The organism is Rhodospirillaceae bacterium, assembly GCA_040219235.1.
In the GTDB taxonomy this organism is placed as follows: Bacteria; Pseudomonadota; Alphaproteobacteria; order Rhodospirillales; family Rhodospirillaceae; genus WLXB01.
Genome location: JAVJSV010000021.1, coordinates 92,578 through 110,928, shown reverse-complemented (window position 1 = coordinate 110,928; position 18,351 = coordinate 92,578). Strand labels below are relative to the sequence as shown.

Below are 18,351 nucleotides of genomic sequence, written 5' to 3'. Positions count from 1 at the left end.
TCCGTCATTCGTATTGCTCGCGATAACGTCGCACAACTTTAAGAGCAACAATATTAATCACCAGAGTCACGCAGAACAGGACCAAGCCCAAGGCAAATGCTGCCAGCGTTTTGGCACTGTCAAATTCCTGGTCACCGACCAAAAGAGTCACAATTTGAACCGTCACGGTGGTCACCGCTTCAAGCGGATTAATGGTCAGGTTTGCCGCCAGACCTGCGGCCATCACCACGATCATCGTTTCGCCAATGGCGCGGGACACCGCCAACAAAATACCACCGACGATTCCCGGCAATGCGGCAGGGAAGACGACGCGTTTGATGGTTTCTGACTTGGTCGCACCCAACCCCAAAGAGCCTTCCCGCAGGGATTGTGGCACGGCTGTAATCACGTCATCCGCAAGCGACGAGATAAACGGAATGATCATGATTCCCATAACCAAACCGGCGGCGAGCGCGCTTTCCGATGCCACGTCCAGCCCGATAGATTCGCCAAAACCGCGAATAGCCGGTGCCACCGTGATCGCGGCAAAGAAGCCGTACACAACGGTTGGGATGCCCGCGAGAATTTCTAAAAGAGGCTTCAGGACGGCCCGCACCCGCTGGTCAGCGTACTCGGCCATATAGATGGCTGAGAACAAACCAATGGGTGTCGCGACACACATCGCAATGAAGGCAATAAGCAGCGTGCCCGCGAACAGCGGCACAGCGCCAAAAGCGCCAGACGACCCAACCTGATCGGCCCGGAGTGCTGTTTGCGGACTCCATTCCATCCCAAAGAGAAACTCGGTGAACGGAACCTTACCGAAAAAGCGAATGGTCTCGAACAGCAATGAGAGAACAATGCCGATGGTTGTTAGAATCGCAATCAGAGAGCAGATCACCAGTAAAAAGGAAATAATTTGCTCGACACGGTTGCGCGCTCTGAACTGGGGGGCAATCCGATGCTTGGTTATGATTAAAGCAACAATCCCCACACAAAGCGCGGTGACCACCATGGCCATCATGCTGATGCTTTGAAAAGAACTGTAGCGGTTCGCCGCAGCAACGATCTCGGCGTCGTTTCGTGACGCAATGTTACCGGATGCTAAATTTTGGATATCAACAATGAGAAGGCTGCGCTCAGACGTTGTTAGGTTCTCAGCAATTGGTCCCAGGCCGGATAAAACCAACGACAAAATTACAGAATTTTCGACGGAGACCCACACGCAGATGAGCAGTAATGCAGGCAAGCCGCACCATAGGGCAACATAACCACCATAGTAGTTTGGCAGAGAATGCAGTGTGCGAATGTCGCCATTCACCGTACGAAGAGATTTTAGCCGCCCGGAATAAAATCCGTACGATGCAAATAAGAGCACCCCAATAATGACGAACGACAAGCTCATTCTAGTTCCTATTTAACCCAGTCATACGCCTTGCTTGGACTGCACATTTTTTCCAAGACGGTGCCCGGACTTTTGATTTGGACGGCAGCGGCACTCCCAAAAAGAGTGCCGCTACTAAGTCCAATTACATCTTTAAGCCAATTACATCGTCAAATTTGCAAGACTTTCTGCCTGCTGGCGGACCAATTCACGTTGATCATCCGGCAGAGGAATCAAACCTTTATCAAGCAAATACCCGTCCGGGCCAGAGGCCCGGTCGCTTGTGAATTCAGCAAGATAGGCTTCAATACCTGGAATGACCCCGGCATGGGCTTTCTTGACATAGAAATAAAGGGAACGAGAGACCGGATAGTCTCCAGCGGCAATGTTTTCAAATTCAGGCTCCACGCCGGCGACTGTGGCACCTTTCATCTTGTCGGCGTTCTGATCAAGGAAGCTAAACCCAAAGATACCGTAAGCCGCAGGATTGGCTTCCAGCTTCTGGACAATCAGGTTGTCGTTCTCGCCGGCTTCGACAAAACGACCATCTTCACGAATGATGTGACACGCCTTGCCTTCTAAGCCGAGTTCAGCGGCACCTTCAACCGATTCACATCCGGCTTCCATCGCAAGCTCAACAAACGCATCACGCGTTCCAGATGTTGGCGGAGGGCCAAGCACTTCAATTTCCATATCTGGCAGGGAAGCGTCAATTTCGTTCCACTTGGTGTAGGGATTGGCCACAAGCTTGCCGTTCACTGGAACCTCTTTCGCCAGGGCCAAGAACACCTGCTTGAGCGACACATCAAGAGATGGGCCGCTTTTGGCATTGGCAAGAACAATACCATCGAACCCAATCCGCACTTCAGTGATTTCCGTGACACCGTTGCTGGCACAGAGTGCAACTTCTGATGCTTTGATGCGCCGGGAAGAATTGGTCATGTCGGGTGTATTGGTTCCAACGCCCTCACAAAACAATTTCAAACCGCCTCCAGATCCCGTCGACTCAACGATAGGGGTTGGAAAACTGGTCGTGCGGCCAAACTGCTCTGCAACGGCTGTTGAAAATGGAAAGACTGTTGAGGACCCAACAATACGAATTTGATCACGTGCTTCTGCAATCGCTACACCACCCATCTGGACCGCAAGGACCAGTGCGAAAGCTGTTTTGTTCATGTTTGTCTCCAAGACTGAAGAACGTCATACGACTGTTCAAATACACTCGAGGATCGGTGCATTTCGAGCGGACGTTATCCGTTGTCGGCGTCACGATTGTGACACATTTATTAAAGAAATATGACAGCATTTTTCGCATGAAAAACACGCCCGCGATCAGGCCCGAGCAGCAGTGCTAAACCCCTACAATATATAGATATTTATAGAGTTAAGGGGATTTAACCGCGCAAAGCTTTGATATTGCTCGCATAGTCTGGCGTCGCAAAAACAGCACTCCCAGCAACAAGAACAGTCGCTCCTGCTGCAATGCACCTTTTAGACGTCTCAGGGGTGATTCCACCATCGACTTCAATTTCGGTGGGATTTGAGCCAATCATCTCTCTTAAACGACTGATTTTTGCCACTTGGGACTCAATAAAACTCTGGCCACCAAACCCCGGGTTCACGGACATCACCAAGACCAAATCGATCTTGTCTAATACGTAAGCGATGGACTCCGGTGGAGTAGCCGGGTTGAGGGAAACGCCAGCTTTAACACCAAGGCTTTTGATCAATTGAAGCGTACGGTCCAGATGCTTCCCCGCCTCTGCATGCACCGTGATGATGTCTGACCCAGCATCGGCGAATGCTTGAATGTACGGGTCCACAGGATCAATCATGAGATGAACATCAAATGGCTTTTTGGAGTGCGACTTAAGCGCCTTCACCACGGCAGGGCCAATGGTGATATTCGGAACAAAGTGGCCATCCATGACATCGACATGAATGTAGTCTGCACCGGCCTGGTCAATCGCTTTGACTTCTTCACCAAGCTTGGCGAAGTCTGCGGACAATATTGACGGCGCAATCTTAACGGCCATAACGCATGGCTCCCAAGGTTAATTCCAACACCACCTAAAGGCGTTCTTTGACGGCAGCCACAACCGCATCAGCCGTAATGCCAAAGTGTTTGTATAAGTCGCCGGCTGGAGCAGAGGCGCCAAACGTGGACATGCCAATGAATGCGCCATCTGTACCGATGTAACGTTCCCAGCCGAAGCTTATGCCCGCTTCAACAGCAACCCGGGGGGCAGTGCCTAAAACAGACAGGCGATAGGCTTCATCCTGCTCATCAAACAACGCGGTGCACGGCATGGAAACCACAGCAACTGAGATACCATCCGCTTTCAGCACATCACGTGCTTCAAGAGCCAACGAGACCTCAGAGCCGGTGGCAATCAGCGTTGCCTGACGTGGCCCATCGGCTTCCGACAAAACGTAGCCGCCTTTTGCGCAGAGGTTCTCGGACGTGTCTGACAATCGAACCGTTGGCAGGCCCTGGCGGCTCAGCGCGAGCACAGATGGCCGCTTCGTTTGAGATACAGCAATGCCCCAGCACTCGGCTGTTTCGACCAAATCAGCGGGGCGCATCATCAGAACATTCGGCATCGCACGCAGGCTGGCGATATGCTCGACCGGTTGGTGTGTCGGTCCATCTTCGCCAAGACCAATGGAATCATGAGTCATGACATAGATGACTCTTTTCTCCATCAGCGCAGACAAGCGGATCGCTGGCCGGCAATAATCTGTGAAGACTAAGAACGTGCCGCCATAGGGGATAAACCCGCCGTGCAAGGCTATGCCGTTCATGGCCGAGGCCATGGCGTGCTCACGCACACCCCAGTAGATGTATGCTCCAGAGTAATCGTCTGCAGTCACCGGTTTCTGAGCCGCGACTTTAGTATTATTGGATCCTGTTAAATCAGCTGAGCCGCCAACCAGTTCAGGAATAACATGGGTTAAGGCCTTTAGAACTTCCTCTGAAGCTTTGCGGGTTGCCATTTTCGGCGCATCTTTGACAGCCACGGCTTTGACGTCAGCAATCGCCGACTCCCAACCGGCGGGCAGTTCACCCGAAACGGTGCGCTCAAACTCACTTTTTCTGTCTGCGGGCAGCGCATTTAATGCCTTTTTCCAACTGGCATGCGCCGATTCACCACGGCGTCCAGCTTCACGCCACGCTGATAAGATTTCTTGAGGCACCTCAAACGGTGCCGCAGTCCATCCAAGCGCTTCCCGGGCACCGGCAATCTCTTCATCACCTAAGGGAGAACCGTGAGTTTTTGATGTTCCTGCCAGAGTTGGTGCGCCAAACCCAATGGTGGTGCGACAGGCAATGAGTGAGGGTTGATCGGTTTGCCGGGCCTGTTCAATCGCAGCCGAAACCGCTTCCGGGTCATGCCCATCAACGCTTGAGGTATCCCACCCGGAAGCCGCAAAGCGCGCACATTGATCATCTGAGACCGTTAAATCTGTCGGCCCATCAATGCTGATTTTGTTATCGTCAAACAAAACGATCAGCTTGCCGAGCTTAAGATGACCCGCCAAAGAAATCGCCTCGTGACTGATGCCTTCCATCAGACAGCCGTCACCGGCAATCACATAGGTGTAATGATCCACAACACTGGACCCGAAACGGCCCTCAAGCATGCGTTCAGCCAGAGCCATGCCCACGGCATTGGCCAGACCTTGTCCCAACGGACCCGTCGTGGTCTCAGCCGCAGACGCATGACCATACTCAGGATGACCAGCCGTAATACTGCCCAATTGGCGGAAATTTTTGATCTGCTCGATGGTCATGTCTTTCGAGCCTGTGAGGTACATCAGGCTGTACAGCAGCATCGACCCGTGGCCAGCAGACAGGATAAATCTGTCACGATCCGGCCAGCGTGGATCAGCGGCATCAAACTTCAAGAACTCGGTAAACAGCACGGTCGCCACATCGGCCATGCCCATAGGCATCCCTGGATGGCCGGAATTGGCCGCCTGGACGGCATCAGCAGATAAGAACCGGATGGCATTTGCCATTTCCGTTTGGGTAACTGCGGTGTCTGAAAGGGTCATATGATACCTGGATCGCAACTGGCTGTGAATGGGCGGGTACATGGTCTGGTCGTGTTAAGGGTTTTGGCTGACCAGGCCAGGGATTGCAAGGCCAGGATTTTTGTTACGGGTGTGCAAATTGAGGCTGCTGGTGATCACGCCTCCTCGCGCTCCGGAACCCCCTCAATTTCAAGGCCTTCACGGTAAAACTGGTAATTCGCCTTGCCTTGGGATTTGGCGTGAAACATGGCGACGTCCGCCTTATGGAGCAGTTCTTTATCGTCGGCGGCCTGATCAGGGTACATCGAGATCCCAATAGAGGCAGAGATTCGCCCGATCTGGCCATCAAGATCAAAGGGATCTGTCAAAGATTTGAGGATGCGTTCTGCCACCACCACAGTGCTCTCAATGCTATCAATTAGTGGCATAATGACCGTGAACTCATCTCCACCGAGGCGGGCAACCGTATCAGACTCACGCACACAGAAATTCAACCGATCGGCGGTTTGTTTCAACAGCAAGTCACCCGCATCATGACCGAGCGAGTCATTGACCGCCTTAAAACCATCCAAATCAATAAACATCAAACCAATATTGGTTTTGGTCCGGCGGCTTTCGATCACCATCCGTGACAGACGATCCATAAACAGCGCCCGGTTTGGGATTCCGGTTAACTGGTCGTAGTTGGCCTGATAACGAATCTGCTCTTCATCGAGTTTACGTTTGGTGATGTCGTTAATGACCGCAGCATAGTTTTGGACTTCGCCATCGGGTCCCCTTACGAGTGATAATGCCTGCCGGGCAGCATAGCGATCGCCGTTTTTATTTTTGCACCATTGCTCCCACTCAACCTGACCCGACTTATGCAAATCAGCCATCGTTTCGCGATAAATTTTATCGTCAACAAACAAAAAGGACCGTATCGGCTGCCCTACAACTTCGCTCGGCTTGAAGCCTGAAATCTCGGTAAAGGCGCGGTTTATTTTGGTGATCCTTTCCCGCGAATCAGCAACCAATACACCTTCACTGGTATAATCAAACACGGTTGCTGCCAGCCGGAGTTGAGCCTCCACCGCCTTCCACTCCGACACGTCGCGAAGGGTCATCACATACCCCGTGGTCTTCCCTTTTTCACGCATCGGAGCGATCACGTATTCAGCCTCAAAGGCACGTCCATCGCCGCGTGCCAACCTTACATCTTGGGCAACATAATAGTTTGCCGAACTAAGCGTGGCAGAGAGGCCGAGAGACTCTCCTGCCCGGTCAGAACCGGTGCCGTATGTTAAAGCACCGTCAATGGTGCTGGCGCACAAGGCGCTGCGGTCACGATCCAAAACCTCAGCGGCAGCCGTATTGGCCATGGTAATGCGGCCCTCTAGGTCAATCGCAATGATTCCCTCATTCGCAGCATTCAGAATTTTTTGGGTCTGTTGCGCCATACGACGCCAGTGCTCTTCGTTTTCGCGCAGAGACTCAATTTCCGAATGATCAGAGACTTTCTGGTGTTCAGTCATCATGTGTTTCAGCGGCACCTCAAAAAATATGCGATGCCGCGCGCAATTCCCCCTACCACATCCCTGGCCACGTCCCTGGCGCATTTTATTTTTTTATTGCGCTTGTTGAGTGTAACCATGCGCGGTGAAAAAGCCTAGAGGGCGCGTGGCAGCTTATTTTTAGGGAGGAAGATGGCCGTTAAATTGAGGCCGTTGACCTTGTGACTTGGTCAGTATATATTAGTTTCGAATAAAAACTAATTGTCGCCGCTTATTTTCAAAGGCTTATGCCATGATTAGGCCAATTCCTTACTTCGCAACTCACCCTGCCGGGATTGTTAGTCATAATCCGTGGTTAGCGATTAATTTTGCATCTGACGGCGGGATGCGCATTGCAGTGAAACAGAAGAAACGAGCGCAGCTCAAATCAGAGCAACCAAAAAGGTCGGCCAAAGTCTTAAACCTGCTGCCGAGTTCAGGTCCATTTTTTGTATATGCGAAAGCCGAGCAATACACTCAAGATCAGGGCATAGATCAGCGGCTCTGTGAAGTCGGCCTTGATCATCATGTAAAAGTGGATCACGCCTAGGATGGCCGCTGGGTAAACCAGCACATGCATCCTACGCCACGTTCGCCCACCGAGACGCTTTATCATTTTATCCGTCGATGTAATCGCGAGCGGGGTTAACAGAAGCACAGCTGCCAAACCTAGCGTGATGTAAATGCGCTTTACGATATCTTGCCAGATTCCAGACCAGTAAAAGAACTGATCCAAACCGATATAGCTGAAAAGATGCAAGAGCACATAAAAGTAAGCGAACAACCCGAGCATACGCCGCACTCTTCCGACTACGTTCCACCCCGTCACCACACGTATCGGTGTTACGGCCAAAGTAATAAGCAGAAATCTTAGAGCCCAATCGCCAAGCTCTCTGGTAATAGCCTCAATTGGGTTGGCGCCAAGACCACCAGTAGCGGCGCTAAAGACGATCCAAATCAGCGGCAAAAGACAGGTACAGAAAACAATTGGCTTGAGCCATCGATCTGGTGACTTGCGCGCGTGCCGCTGAGGGGGTGTTGTGATTTCTGCCGTATCAGTCATAACTCTAGCCGTGTAGTCTACCTCTCCACACAAGGGAAGCATCTGGCTTCACACATCCGCGTGAAGCACGGAACCGTGAGGGGGAAACGGTATGGTCATCGATAAGAGCTGCAACAAATTCGGCCCAGTTTGGTTGGCCCCGGGTGTGACCAAGGGAAACACTCTGACCCTGATGTACGCGGCTTTTTTTACGATTGGCCTCCTCACTTTTATTGGCATTGGGACGCCTTATGTCCTGACTGAAATTTTACGCGTTCCCACAGATGAGCAGGGCGTGGTCAGCGGCAATCTGGTCTTTTGGACGGAGATCATCACGCTCCTTCTGTTTGGGCCTGTCGGAATTGCCGCAGACCGCATTGGACGCAAATCTGTTTACCTGTTCGGGTTCTTGACCATGGGCTTGGGATACGCCCTGTATCCTATCGCTGATAGCATCTTCGAACTCACGCTTTACCGCATTATTTACGCGATTGGCGTCGCCACTTCGACCGGGATGCTTGCCACCATTGTGACAGACTACCCGCAAGAAGCCTCGCGTGGAAAACTCGTTGGCATTGTCGGCGCCATGAACGGGTTAGGTGTTGTTTTCATTAACCGCGTCTTTGGCTCTCTTCCAGAACGGTTTGTCGAGAATGGTATGACGGGGCCCGAAGCTGGTGAAATGGTTCATTGGCTGATAGCCGGGCTGTGCGTGCTATCTACAATCGTGCTGTGGTTTGGGTTGAAAGACGGAACACCCGCGAACGAAGATGAAAAGCCGCCGATTAAAGACCTCGCCGTCAGCGCCGTAAAACAAGGGTGGAGAAATCCTCGTATTGCCTTGTCTTACGGCGCGGCCTTCATCGCCCGCGGCGATCTCGTCATTCTCGGCACATTTTTGACGCTGTGGGGAACCGTTGCTGGCGTTGACCAAGGGCTCCCAACGGGGGAAGCAACCCGTAAAGCGACCACCGCTTTTATCATCGCGCAATCCGCAGCTTTGATCTGGACGATCTTAATTGTATTTTTCATTGACCGTTTCAGCCGCACTGGGTTTCTTGCGTTTTGCATGGCGCTTGCAGCGCTGGGGTATCTCGGCATGGGTTTTGTTGATGACCCCACTGCTGCTGACGCCCGCCCGCTGTTGGTCTTGTTGGGTATTGGACAAATCTCAGCCTTCTTTGGGTCTCAGGCCTTGGTTGGCCAAGAAGCACCCTTGGCAGAGCGGGGCGCAGTGATCGGCGGGTTCAACATCTCAGGTGCCATCGGCATCCTGTTCTGTTCGTTTGTTGGCGGCTGGCTATTTGACTCCATTGCCCCCAATGCGGTTTTCATCATGGTTGGCGGCATTAACAGCCTTGTCTTCCTCTGCGCCGTTTTGGTGCGCTGGAAAGCGCCTGGACGGATGCCAGGCGAAACGAAGCCTGATGATACCAGCAGGGACACCCCGGCCCCCACCATTTAATCTTTCTGAATCATACGAAAGACATTGGATCTTATGAAAGACAATGGTTTTCAGCGCATTCCCGCCACATTTCAACAATAAAAAACTGGCGATAAAGTTTGCCATGGATTGACTTAACCGCCCCAAGACGTGTCTACATTGGCCTTCAAAATATTGAGGTTTCCCTGGGGGCATCCGCCTCCTTAATACCTGTGTGTGTAGAGTGACGGTTCCCATGAGTTTTACAAAGTCCTACCAGACCACCTTGGCAGCCAAACTGCTTGCTTCAAGTATGGCCCTCTCCGTTGGAATAACGGGCTATGCCTTAGCCGGCGATTTAACAGTTACAGATGCGCGCACAACACCAGCAAATACGGCGACGGGAGACGGCTCTGGCCCAGGCAATATCGTGATTGAGGGTGGCGGCTCGATCGCTCTGACGACGGGCATTCCTGTCACACTGAACAGCAACAACTCCATCACCAACGATGGTCAGATCTCTTTAGAAGCGGAGTCCAACGCGGTTGGCATATTGGTCGATGGCTCGGTCGGCACCCTGACTGGAAACATTACAAATAACGGTGTGATCTCAATTCCGGGACCGGCAGATGACAGCAACCTGATTGATACACCTGTCAACAATAAGGGCATCCTCATCAGCGGCCCTGGAACATTTAATGGTTCATTGGTTAACAATTCCACTGGTGTGCTGGAAGTTGGCGGTGACGGGACGATTGGCATCTTGCTCAACACCAGAATGAACGGCTCCTTTGTCAACAACGGTCGCATTACCACCATCGGACGCAGTTCTATTTCTCTCAGCTTCAATGGCGATGTGAATGGCGATCTTTCAAACAATGGGGTGCTGACGTCTTCCAGCGAAGACGGCATCGCGCTGTATGTTGGCGGAGAAGTGTCGGGTAAGATCACCAATGCGGGCAGCATTAATGCGGGCCGATCATCCTTTAGAGACGTCGATTTCAATATCATTCCAGAATCTGCCGGCGAGGCCGGGATGTGGATTGCCAACTCTGTCGGCGGTGGAATCGAGATTCTCGGCAACAGTGTGACGGACGCCCAGGAAGCCGATTTAGATGCGGACGATCCGGCACTCGACATCGCAGATGCTGAGATTTCAGTGCTTGGCGATGGTCAGGCCATCCGGGTCAGGCCCGGCGGTCCCAAAGGAACATTCAACAGTATAAATATTGGCGCTGTGGGCAGCGGTGATGACGCTTTTGGCATCATCAACCGCGGTGTTCTCTCGGTCGGTGGAACCGTGGAAGGCGTTCCAGCCGAAGGCATCACGATTGGCGGTCTGGTTTCTGGTGGAACAATTTACACGGCCACGGTGACGGGCGGATTGCGTAATGATGGCGGTGACATTCGGGCCGGCACAACGGACGCAACCTCAACCGCAATTCGGATTGCCAACTACGGAACCGTGCCGAGCATTGTGAACAGTGGTTCAATTCTCGCCGTGACCAACGATTCAGACGAGGACATCAACGAAGGTACGATCAGCGACCTTGGTGGTGACGCCTACGCCATTATTGTTGAAGAACAGGGCGTGCTGACCAGCGTCACCAACACAGGTGTTATTCAAGCCAACGCCGCCGGGTCTGGCTCAAGTGCTTTTGCGATCGTCGACCGGGGCGGCAACCTCGCCAATTTTTCAAACACTGGCGACGTCCTTGCCACTATCCGAGATGGATCGACAGGCACAATCATGGCGCTTGATGCGCGTAACACGGCTGCGGATTTCACCTTCTTTAACTCAGGCACGATGACAGGCGATATTTACCTCGGCAACGGCGCGGGCAACGATACCTTCACCGCAACCGGCGGCTCAATCGGCGCGTCTGTGATCTCCATGGGCGGCGGCACGGATGTCATCTCCCTCTCAGACTCAATTGTGTCGGGAACGTTTCGCTTCACCACTGGCGCGAAAACAGCCTCCATCGTCAACTCTACATACACAGGCGGCTTTGTTGGAACCGGGTCTACGGTCGACCTAACCGTTTCAAATACGGACTGGACCATTCCAGCAGACGCGGGCGCATCTTTATCCAGCTTGGATATCCAAGGCGGCACGACGCTACGCATTGAAGTGGATGGTGTGAACGAAAGAGCGGGCACGATCAGCACAACCGGAACGGCCACCTTGTCAGCCGATACACAAATTGTTCCGATTTTGCGCAACTTCATCACAGATCAACAAACATTTACGCTTGTTGAGGCTGGACAACTGAACACGACATTGATCCCAGCGGACGCAGTGCCTGCAGAAACGTCATACATGCATAACATTCGTGTCGTGACAGAGACAGCAACACCGAATGCAATTTTACTGGAAGTGACACGCCGCACGGCGGAAGACCTTGCGTTGCCAACCAACCTGGGCATCTTGTATGAATCTTCCGGTGCCGCACTCAGCGCAGACACAGAATTTTTTACTACCCTCGCGGCGCTAACCACACAAACTGACTTTGAGTCCGCACTCGGTCAAATTCTTCCAGACACGACAAATGCCATCGTTCAATCAGCGCTTGATCAACAGAATATGGCGCTGGGGTCTATTAACCGAAGACTAGACCGTGTTCCCGCACTTGGTTTCTACCGCGACCGTCCAACGGTTTGGATTCAGCCCATGGGGCACTACGCCAAACGCAAAGCGGATGGCGAACAGCTTGGGTACACCAAGTGGTCGGGCGGCATTGCGATTGGCACGGATCGTTATGTGGGCAACAGCACGCGCGCAGGTTTAGCCTACACGCAACTCTGGAGCTTCCCAGATCTCTTAGAGTCACCTAACAAACCCACAGAATTCAGCAGCTCCCAACTCAACGGCTACTTCCGCACCGGCACACCCATCCGTCATATCCAAGGTGGTGTTACTTTTGCCTATGACTCGTTTAACACCGAGCGCAATGTGGAGTTTGCTGGCATTGACCGAACTCTCCTAGGCGACGGCAATGGCTACGAACTCGGTACAGCCTGGCAATTGGCACTTGGTGTCCGTCGCGGCACGCTGAGTTTCGTTCCCACGGCGCGGGTGCAGTACCTCTACATTAACCAAGGCTCCTATATTGAAGAAGGTGGCGGCAACGGCTTGAACCTCAGCGTACCGTCGAACACGGTCGACTCCTTGCGGGGCAGCCTCGGTTTAGCGGCACGAAAAGCGTTCTTGCAGGAAGACAACACAACCTTAGAGTTTGAAGTCCGCAGCACCTTCACGCGGGAATTCATGACTGGCACGCAGGATTTAGAGTATGCTTTCGCAGCCGGCGGTCCAACCTTCACACTAGAAGGTGCCAAGCACCTGCAGAACGTGTTCTCGCTTGGCCTCGGCGTTTTCTACAAGAATGAACACGCCACAGTCGCCTTTGATTATGATGGCGAAAAAGCCAGTGGGTACACCGCCCACACTGGCGCTGTGACGGTCCGGTTTAGGTTCTAATAGGTGCCCTAGTTCAGATCGCGGGCAATCCGGAAACCAAAGATGTAATAAGCCAAATCGTCTGGATCACGCCCGCGGAACGTAGGGCGATGCCGCGATATGCGACTACGCCAACTGCCGCTGCGCACGGCACGCTTCTCGCACGTTCCCATAGACTGATACGCCGATCCGTCCAAGGGTCCGTCTGTGTAAAGCATCAACGAGCAGTCTTCGACCCACTCCCACACATTGCCGATGGTATCGTAAAGACCGAAAGCGTTGGGCTTGTATTGCCCAACTTCAGCCACCAGCATGGCACCATCATCACAGTTTGCAGCCTGGGCGGCCGCGTTTGAATTGGATGTAGAGCGCGGTTCAGTTAACCCGGACTTATCGAAGACGTTGCCGTACTCACAAATCTGATCGGGATCATCACCCCACGGCCACACCGTGCGTGCGCCGGCTTTAGCCACGTACTCCCACTCGGCCTCAGTGAGCAAACGGTAGGGTTGCCCCGTGCGCCCCGCCAGCCATTGGGTGTAAGCCTTGGCATCATTCCAATCCACACAAACCACTGGATCAGTGTCGCGGGGCTCAACACCCAGACGAGGTTCTTGCCAGGTGACGCCATCAACCGGATCACGTCCCCCCCAGGTCACGCAGGAGTTAGTTGGAATATAGCCTGTGGCATTGATGAAAGAGTCAAACTGCGCTTTGGTCACTTCATAACGGCCAGCGGCAAATGGCTTTGAGATTGTGATGGTGCGAACCGGCCCTTCTGGGCGCAGTTCATCGTCCCGCATGGGTTCCATATGGTCGGATCCCATTGTGAACGTGCCGGGGGGAATCACAACAACTTCTGGACAGTCGGCGCAGTCTGACAAGACCGCGCCTGGAGACAACTCTATGATTTGAGCCGAAGTTGGAGCGACCGGCATAAAGCCGAAGAAAATGCCAAGTGCACCCGTTAAAACTGCCGCATTACGCATTGAGATAACTCCCTTACTTTTTCGCCGGACAGAATACAAACTTAGCACGTTGATTTTCCAGATTGATTTTCCAGATTGATTTTCCATGTTGGCTTTCAAAATGTTTGATTAACAGCAATTATGCCACCGAGTGTCGCCGCCCGCCAGTCGGACAGTCTTGGAGAGAGGGCCGCAGGTCAGTCAATTTGCGCGGTAGGTTTTTATATCTTCAAGACTAGCCATAAGGGACTTCTCGTATGACCTTGCCCTCTTCCGCCGCTCTGCCACCGCTTCTGTCTGAAACCCTTGCTGCCACAGAGGCATCCAGCCGCCGCGATATGCTGAAAGCTGCGGGCTTAGGCGCTGCTGGACTGGCCGCACCATCAATTATGCCGAGAAGCGCAAACGCAGCTGTGCCGACAGATTTTGACAGCATGGACCCGGAAACCAATTTACGGTCGTTGCTAAAAATTCAGGGCGACCTCTCCGGTGAAGACGTGATCAGCGGTTTTGGAGGCAAAGCCTGGATGTGGGTGCCTGGAGAAGCAAATTATCTGGCCTTTCAAACCTATGGTGTGGGCGCGACGCGCCTGGATTATCAAGGCGATGGCGTCTGGCATTTCTATCATCGAGAAATTCTGTACTACATGGACCCCAAAACGGGAGAAATTCTCGATACATGGACGAATCCAGCGACAGGGCGAACCGTTGAAGTGCTGCATATTCTGAATGATCCCGTGAACCGTATTTCGCGGGTGTCAGGTGGTTTCCGGTCTCCGCCTTTTGATCACGAGATTGTCGGCGATCGCATTGTCTTTCAAATCGACGTGTTCCGCACCCAAGAGAACCCGCTGACACGCAAAGACTATCCCCTGCATTCGCAACAGGACGTCTACCAATCCTGCGAGTTATGGGCCATCTCCAGCAGCCTCAGCGAAGTGGCGAACCCGGACGTGGCCTCGGCCTCAAACCACACAGCCTGGGCACGCTGTGGCATGTGGCTGCCATTCATGGAAATGGGCAATCGTGCCGGCCACATGGTTTATCATTCGCAGTCGTTTAAGTTCATGAATGGTGTTGAGGGGTTACCAAAATATATTCGGGATTACACAGCCAAGAATTACCCGAAATATCTTGAAGCCCCGAAAGAATGGAAAGGTCTGAGCGAAAACGAGAACACGTGGTCTTACGCCAAGAAAATCATCGACGAAAAACGCGCCGCCGGACGCGGCGGACCGGGCGGCAAGGGCTCAGTGTTTGGCGTACCCGACAGCTAAAGATAACGCGGTAGCAATCAGACGTTAAAGACCGGGATAAAACTATTCGGCAAACTGCGCGGGCATTGCGGCCGGGACGGCTTCAAAACCTTTGCGCACCCCAAGTGTACCGCTGGTCATACCGAACGCCAGGGGGCGATGGTCTGCGTCGACCCAAAGATTAAACGCAAAGCTGGTCACGGCCCCTGTCTTGGCATCTGTCAGTGTTTCGACAAAAATGAAATGTGAAACGTCAACATCACCGACGGTCTGACGGTCGAGCAGGCGAATCTTCGCAACTCCTTCGAGTAACACTTGATCGGCAACCAGCCCCTGCCCAATCCATCGAAACGCCTGATCTCCACCCACGGACACATCGTACCGGCGGGTCATCGTGAACATCGGCAGAGCACTTGGGGCCATATCAATCAGACAGTCTGGATCGCACGGCGCGGGAATTGTGCGCTCTACGGCACCGGCACGCACCGTGATCGCCGCTGTTGGAGGCGTTGCCACAATATTGATACTGGCGGGGACCCCATTATAACTGGCTTTTCCGTCGGCGCCGATCGCATGTTCAGTAGCATCATAGGACCATCGTCCCTCAACACGATAGCTGCCGTCAGCTCCCGTAATGATGCTGGTGATGGTCCGGCCACCCTCGGCATGACGCACCACCTCGAAGGCTTCGGAACGCGCGAAGCGACCAGACTCAACGGCAATGACGCCTGAGTCTTCAATGCGATCACCTTCATTAAAAGTGAAAAAGCTTGATCGTTCAACGGAAGGCTCTTGGGCAATGCCACTAACAGCAGAAAATCCACTGACAATGCTGATTATTGCGCTGGTTATTGCGAGTGTCTTTAAATTGACCATGCGATTAATCCCGAAAAATGGACTATGGCCAATCACTATACAGCAAATATGTAGTGAACAAATCGCCTCAGAGTTGAACGTTCATTTTTTAAGACTGCGGCAACAGTCATAACCTCAGTAGTTCTTTCTCAAATCTAATCCGGCATAGAGATCACCAATCTCTTCTTCGTAGCCGTTAAACATGAGTGTTTCCCGGCGCAGAAAATCGCCAATGCGGCGTTCGCGGGCTTGCGACCAGCGGGGATGGTCAACGTTCGGATTGACGTTGGCATAGAAGCCATACTCGTTGGCAGCCATGACGTTCCATGTGTTCTCAGGCTGTTCATCGGTAAAGGAGAGTCTGACAATCGATTTAATAGATTTAAAGCCATACTTCCACGGCACCACCAGTCGGATTGGCGCACCACTTTGGTTTGGCAGGACTTCGCCATACAGGCCGACAGCCAATAGGGAAAGCGGGTGCGTTGCCTCATCGAGTCGGAGACCTTCCACATAAGGCCATGGCAAAATACGGCGAGACCTCTGCCCCACCATCTCTTCCGGTCGTACAACCGTCTCAAAGCGTACGTACTTGGCAGCGCTCTTGGGCTCGAAACGCTTGACCACATCCGCCAGGGAAATACCGACCCACGGCACAACCATCGACCACGCTTCAACACAACGCAGGCGATAAATGCGCTCTTCCAGATCGTGGGACTTCAGAAAATCTTCTAACCCGATCGTCCCGGGATTTGCGCACAATCCGTCAACGGTAATTTCCCAAGGCCGGGGGGTGAACGGGCCTGAGTTTTCAACCGGATCACTCTTGCCCGTGCCGAACTCATAAAAATTATTGTAGGTCGTGACATCATCGTAAGGAGTCAACGAATCGTCTTCGCCGACCTTCCCATACCCATCAACAAGAGGGGATAGGGCCTCATTGACCCCAGGACGCTCGACGGCTGCCGAAGCCGGAGACAGATTGAAGCCGAGCGCGGCAGACCCAGCGGCCAGACCGGTTGCAGCCATAAAAGACCGGCGATTCAAATAATCTTGCTTTGATGTGATCTCGCTCGGTTTTGGGTCAGATTTCTTGGCCATTCGAATCAGCATGGGACCTCCTTAGTCATTTTCAGCGGCCCGGCAGCGGGCATCTTAATTTATCTACGAATCGGTGCTCTGAACCGATCACTCATCAGACTATGGCACACAACGCCTAGGATTCTGCCTCACATCCCAGTGACATTGCCGCTCTGTCACATTCTTTTTCTCATTTGCGGCAAACATTTTCGCGATTTACGCCAGACCTACCGCGGTTTTGCCTTGATTGATTCACCCCGTGGTAACCATTTGAAGCTAGCTTGATGCTCAACACGAGGCCGCTCCCATCAGGCGGTATAAATCAATTTCCGCCGTCAGAAGCGGATGAGTTTGAGGACAGATATGGTTCTGCCGCGGTCACAGGTCGATAACGCCCTGCGTGTTTTGCTTTTTGAAGATAATGCAATGGATGCCAGCCTGATTAAACGGTTCCTTGAGGCCAGCGGTATCCGGCGAGACAACATCGTGACCACGGATGAGATTCCGAACGCGATGGATGCCCTCACCAATCAATCCGTGGATATTTGTCTCACCGACTACTACTTAACACCCAATACCGGCTTTGATCTGATGGACGAAGCCCGTCGGCGTGACATCGACATTCCCTTTATTATGCTAACCGGCATGCAGGACCCCGCCGTTGATGAAGGCGCGCTCTCGCGCGGGGCTTATGATTTCATGGTTAAAGGCGATATGACCGTTGAAGGGTTGGAACGATCTATCCGCTATACACTCGCGCGCCATAAACGGCAGTCAGAGTTGGCCAAAGCGGCTTTCCACGATCCGCTGTCAAACTTATCAAACCGCAAAGCCATTTTAGATGCGATCAACAAAACAATCTCAACCGCTCCTAGCGCGGGGCCTTCGATGGGGGCTCTGGTTTACGTCAACTTAAACGGTCTGAAATTCATCAATGAAGCGTACGGACTTAAAGTTGGTGATGCTATTCTGCGTGAGACAGGCCGGCGCTTAAAAGCCATGAAGTGGCCAAGTGAAACAATGGCCCGCTTAGGCAGTGACGAGTTCGGCTGCCTCATTGATCAGGTCTCTGACACTGCCAATGCCATGATGGTTGCACGACGCATTGCCACGGCTTTCGCACAACCTGTGCGGACATTTGATGGAGAACATGAAATGAGTGCCGCTATCGGCGTTACAGCCTTTAGTCGCGGCGGCGAGCATGTATCTGGCACTGACGTTTTACAGAGAGCTGCCGACGCCATGACAGAAGCCAAACGCACCTGTCGCATGACTCGGGCGACAGAGATAAGCATAGCAAAAACCCATTAGAAAAAATGTGCCGTTGTGTTAGG

The 18,351-nt window shown here is 52.8% G+C and carries 13 protein-coding genes; 4 read left to right on the top strand and 9 right to left on the bottom strand.

Features of this window, described 5'->3' with window-relative positions:
* Positions 1 to 4 precede the first annotated feature (4 nt).
* The 6 genes from pstC to RIC29_18090 form a co-directional block, all read right to left on the bottom strand.
* On the bottom strand, positions 5 to 1,384 hold the full coding sequence (pstC, locus tag RIC29_18115) for a phosphate ABC transporter permease subunit PstC (GenBank protein MEQ8736844.1): 1,380 nt from the start codon (positions 1,382 to 1,384) through the stop codon (positions 5 to 7).
* Between the two features lie 141 nt (positions 1,385 to 1,525).
* Positions 1,526 to 2,539: a substrate-binding domain-containing protein gene (locus RIC29_18110; protein ID MEQ8736843.1), complete on the bottom strand. Its 1,014-nt coding sequence runs from the start codon at positions 2,537 to 2,539 to the stop codon at positions 1,526 to 1,528.
* Positions 2,540 to 2,757: 218 nt separating this feature from the next.
* Entirely contained in the window at positions 2,758 to 3,399 is a 642-nt protein-coding gene (gene rpe / locus RIC29_18105; GenBank protein ID MEQ8736842.1) for a ribulose-phosphate 3-epimerase, read from the bottom strand.
* Positions 3,400 to 3,433: 34 nt separating this feature from the next.
* Positions 3,434 to 5,422 (bottom strand): transketolase, encoded by a 1,989-nt coding sequence (tkt, locus tag RIC29_18100; GenBank protein MEQ8736841.1) that lies wholly within the window; start codon positions 5,420 to 5,422, stop codon positions 3,434 to 3,436.
* A 134-nt stretch (positions 5,423 to 5,556) separates the two neighbouring features.
* Entirely contained in the window at positions 5,557 to 6,918 is a 1,362-nt protein-coding gene (locus RIC29_18095) for a diguanylate cyclase (protein ID MEQ8736840.1), read from the bottom strand.
* A gap of 451 nt (positions 6,919 to 7,369) precedes the next feature.
* Positions 7,370 to 7,996, bottom strand: a complete 627-nt coding sequence (locus RIC29_18090; protein MEQ8736839.1) for a protein-methionine-sulfoxide reductase heme-binding subunit MsrQ — start codon at positions 7,994 to 7,996, stop codon at positions 7,370 to 7,372.
* A 91-nt stretch (positions 7,997 to 8,087) separates the two neighbouring features.
* Between RIC29_18090 and RIC29_18085 the strand changes: the two genes are divergently transcribed.
* Positions 8,088 to 9,440, top strand: coding sequence for an MFS transporter (locus RIC29_18085; protein MEQ8736838.1), 1,353 nt, complete (start codon positions 8,088 to 8,090; stop codon positions 9,438 to 9,440).
* A gap of 214 nt (positions 9,441 to 9,654) precedes the next feature.
* Entirely contained in the window at positions 9,655 to 12,879 is a 3,225-nt protein-coding gene (locus RIC29_18080; protein ID MEQ8736837.1) for an autotransporter domain-containing protein, read from the top strand.
* Positions 12,880 to 12,887: 8 nt separating this feature from the next.
* On the opposite strand, the gene RIC29_18075 is transcribed toward RIC29_18080, so the two are convergent.
* A complete protein-coding gene (locus RIC29_18075) occupies positions 12,888 to 13,847 on the bottom strand; it encodes a formylglycine-generating enzyme family protein (protein ID MEQ8736836.1) in 960 nt (319 codons plus the stop codon).
* A 236-nt stretch (positions 13,848 to 14,083) separates the two neighbouring features.
* Between RIC29_18075 and RIC29_18070 the strand changes: the two genes are divergently transcribed.
* Complete coding sequence (locus RIC29_18070) at positions 14,084 to 15,103, top strand: DUF1838 family protein (GenBank protein MEQ8736835.1); 1,020 nt, start codon at positions 14,084 to 14,086, stop codon at positions 15,101 to 15,103.
* 42 nt (positions 15,104 to 15,145) lie between these two features.
* Here the strand turns inward: RIC29_18070 and RIC29_18065 are convergent, their stop codons facing one another.
* Together RIC29_18065 and msrP are read right to left on the bottom strand one after the other, a co-directional pair.
* Positions 15,146 to 15,958, bottom strand: a complete 813-nt coding sequence (locus tag RIC29_18065; protein ID MEQ8736834.1) for a hypothetical protein — start codon at positions 15,956 to 15,958, stop codon at positions 15,146 to 15,148.
* Between the two features lie 114 nt (positions 15,959 to 16,072).
* The gene (msrP, locus tag RIC29_18060; protein ID MEQ8736833.1) at positions 16,073 to 17,050 is read right to left on the bottom strand and encodes a protein-methionine-sulfoxide reductase catalytic subunit MsrP; all 978 of its coding nucleotides are present in this window, start codon (positions 17,048 to 17,050) and stop codon (positions 16,073 to 16,075) included.
* 330 nt (positions 17,051 to 17,380) lie between these two features.
* Here msrP and RIC29_18055 point away from each other — a divergent pair, with 330 nt between their 5' ends.
* Positions 17,381 to 18,328: a GGDEF domain-containing response regulator gene (locus RIC29_18055; protein ID MEQ8736832.1), complete on the top strand. Its 948-nt coding sequence runs from the start codon at positions 17,381 to 17,383 to the stop codon at positions 18,326 to 18,328.
* The last annotated feature ends 23 nt before the right edge of the window (positions 18,329 to 18,351 follow it).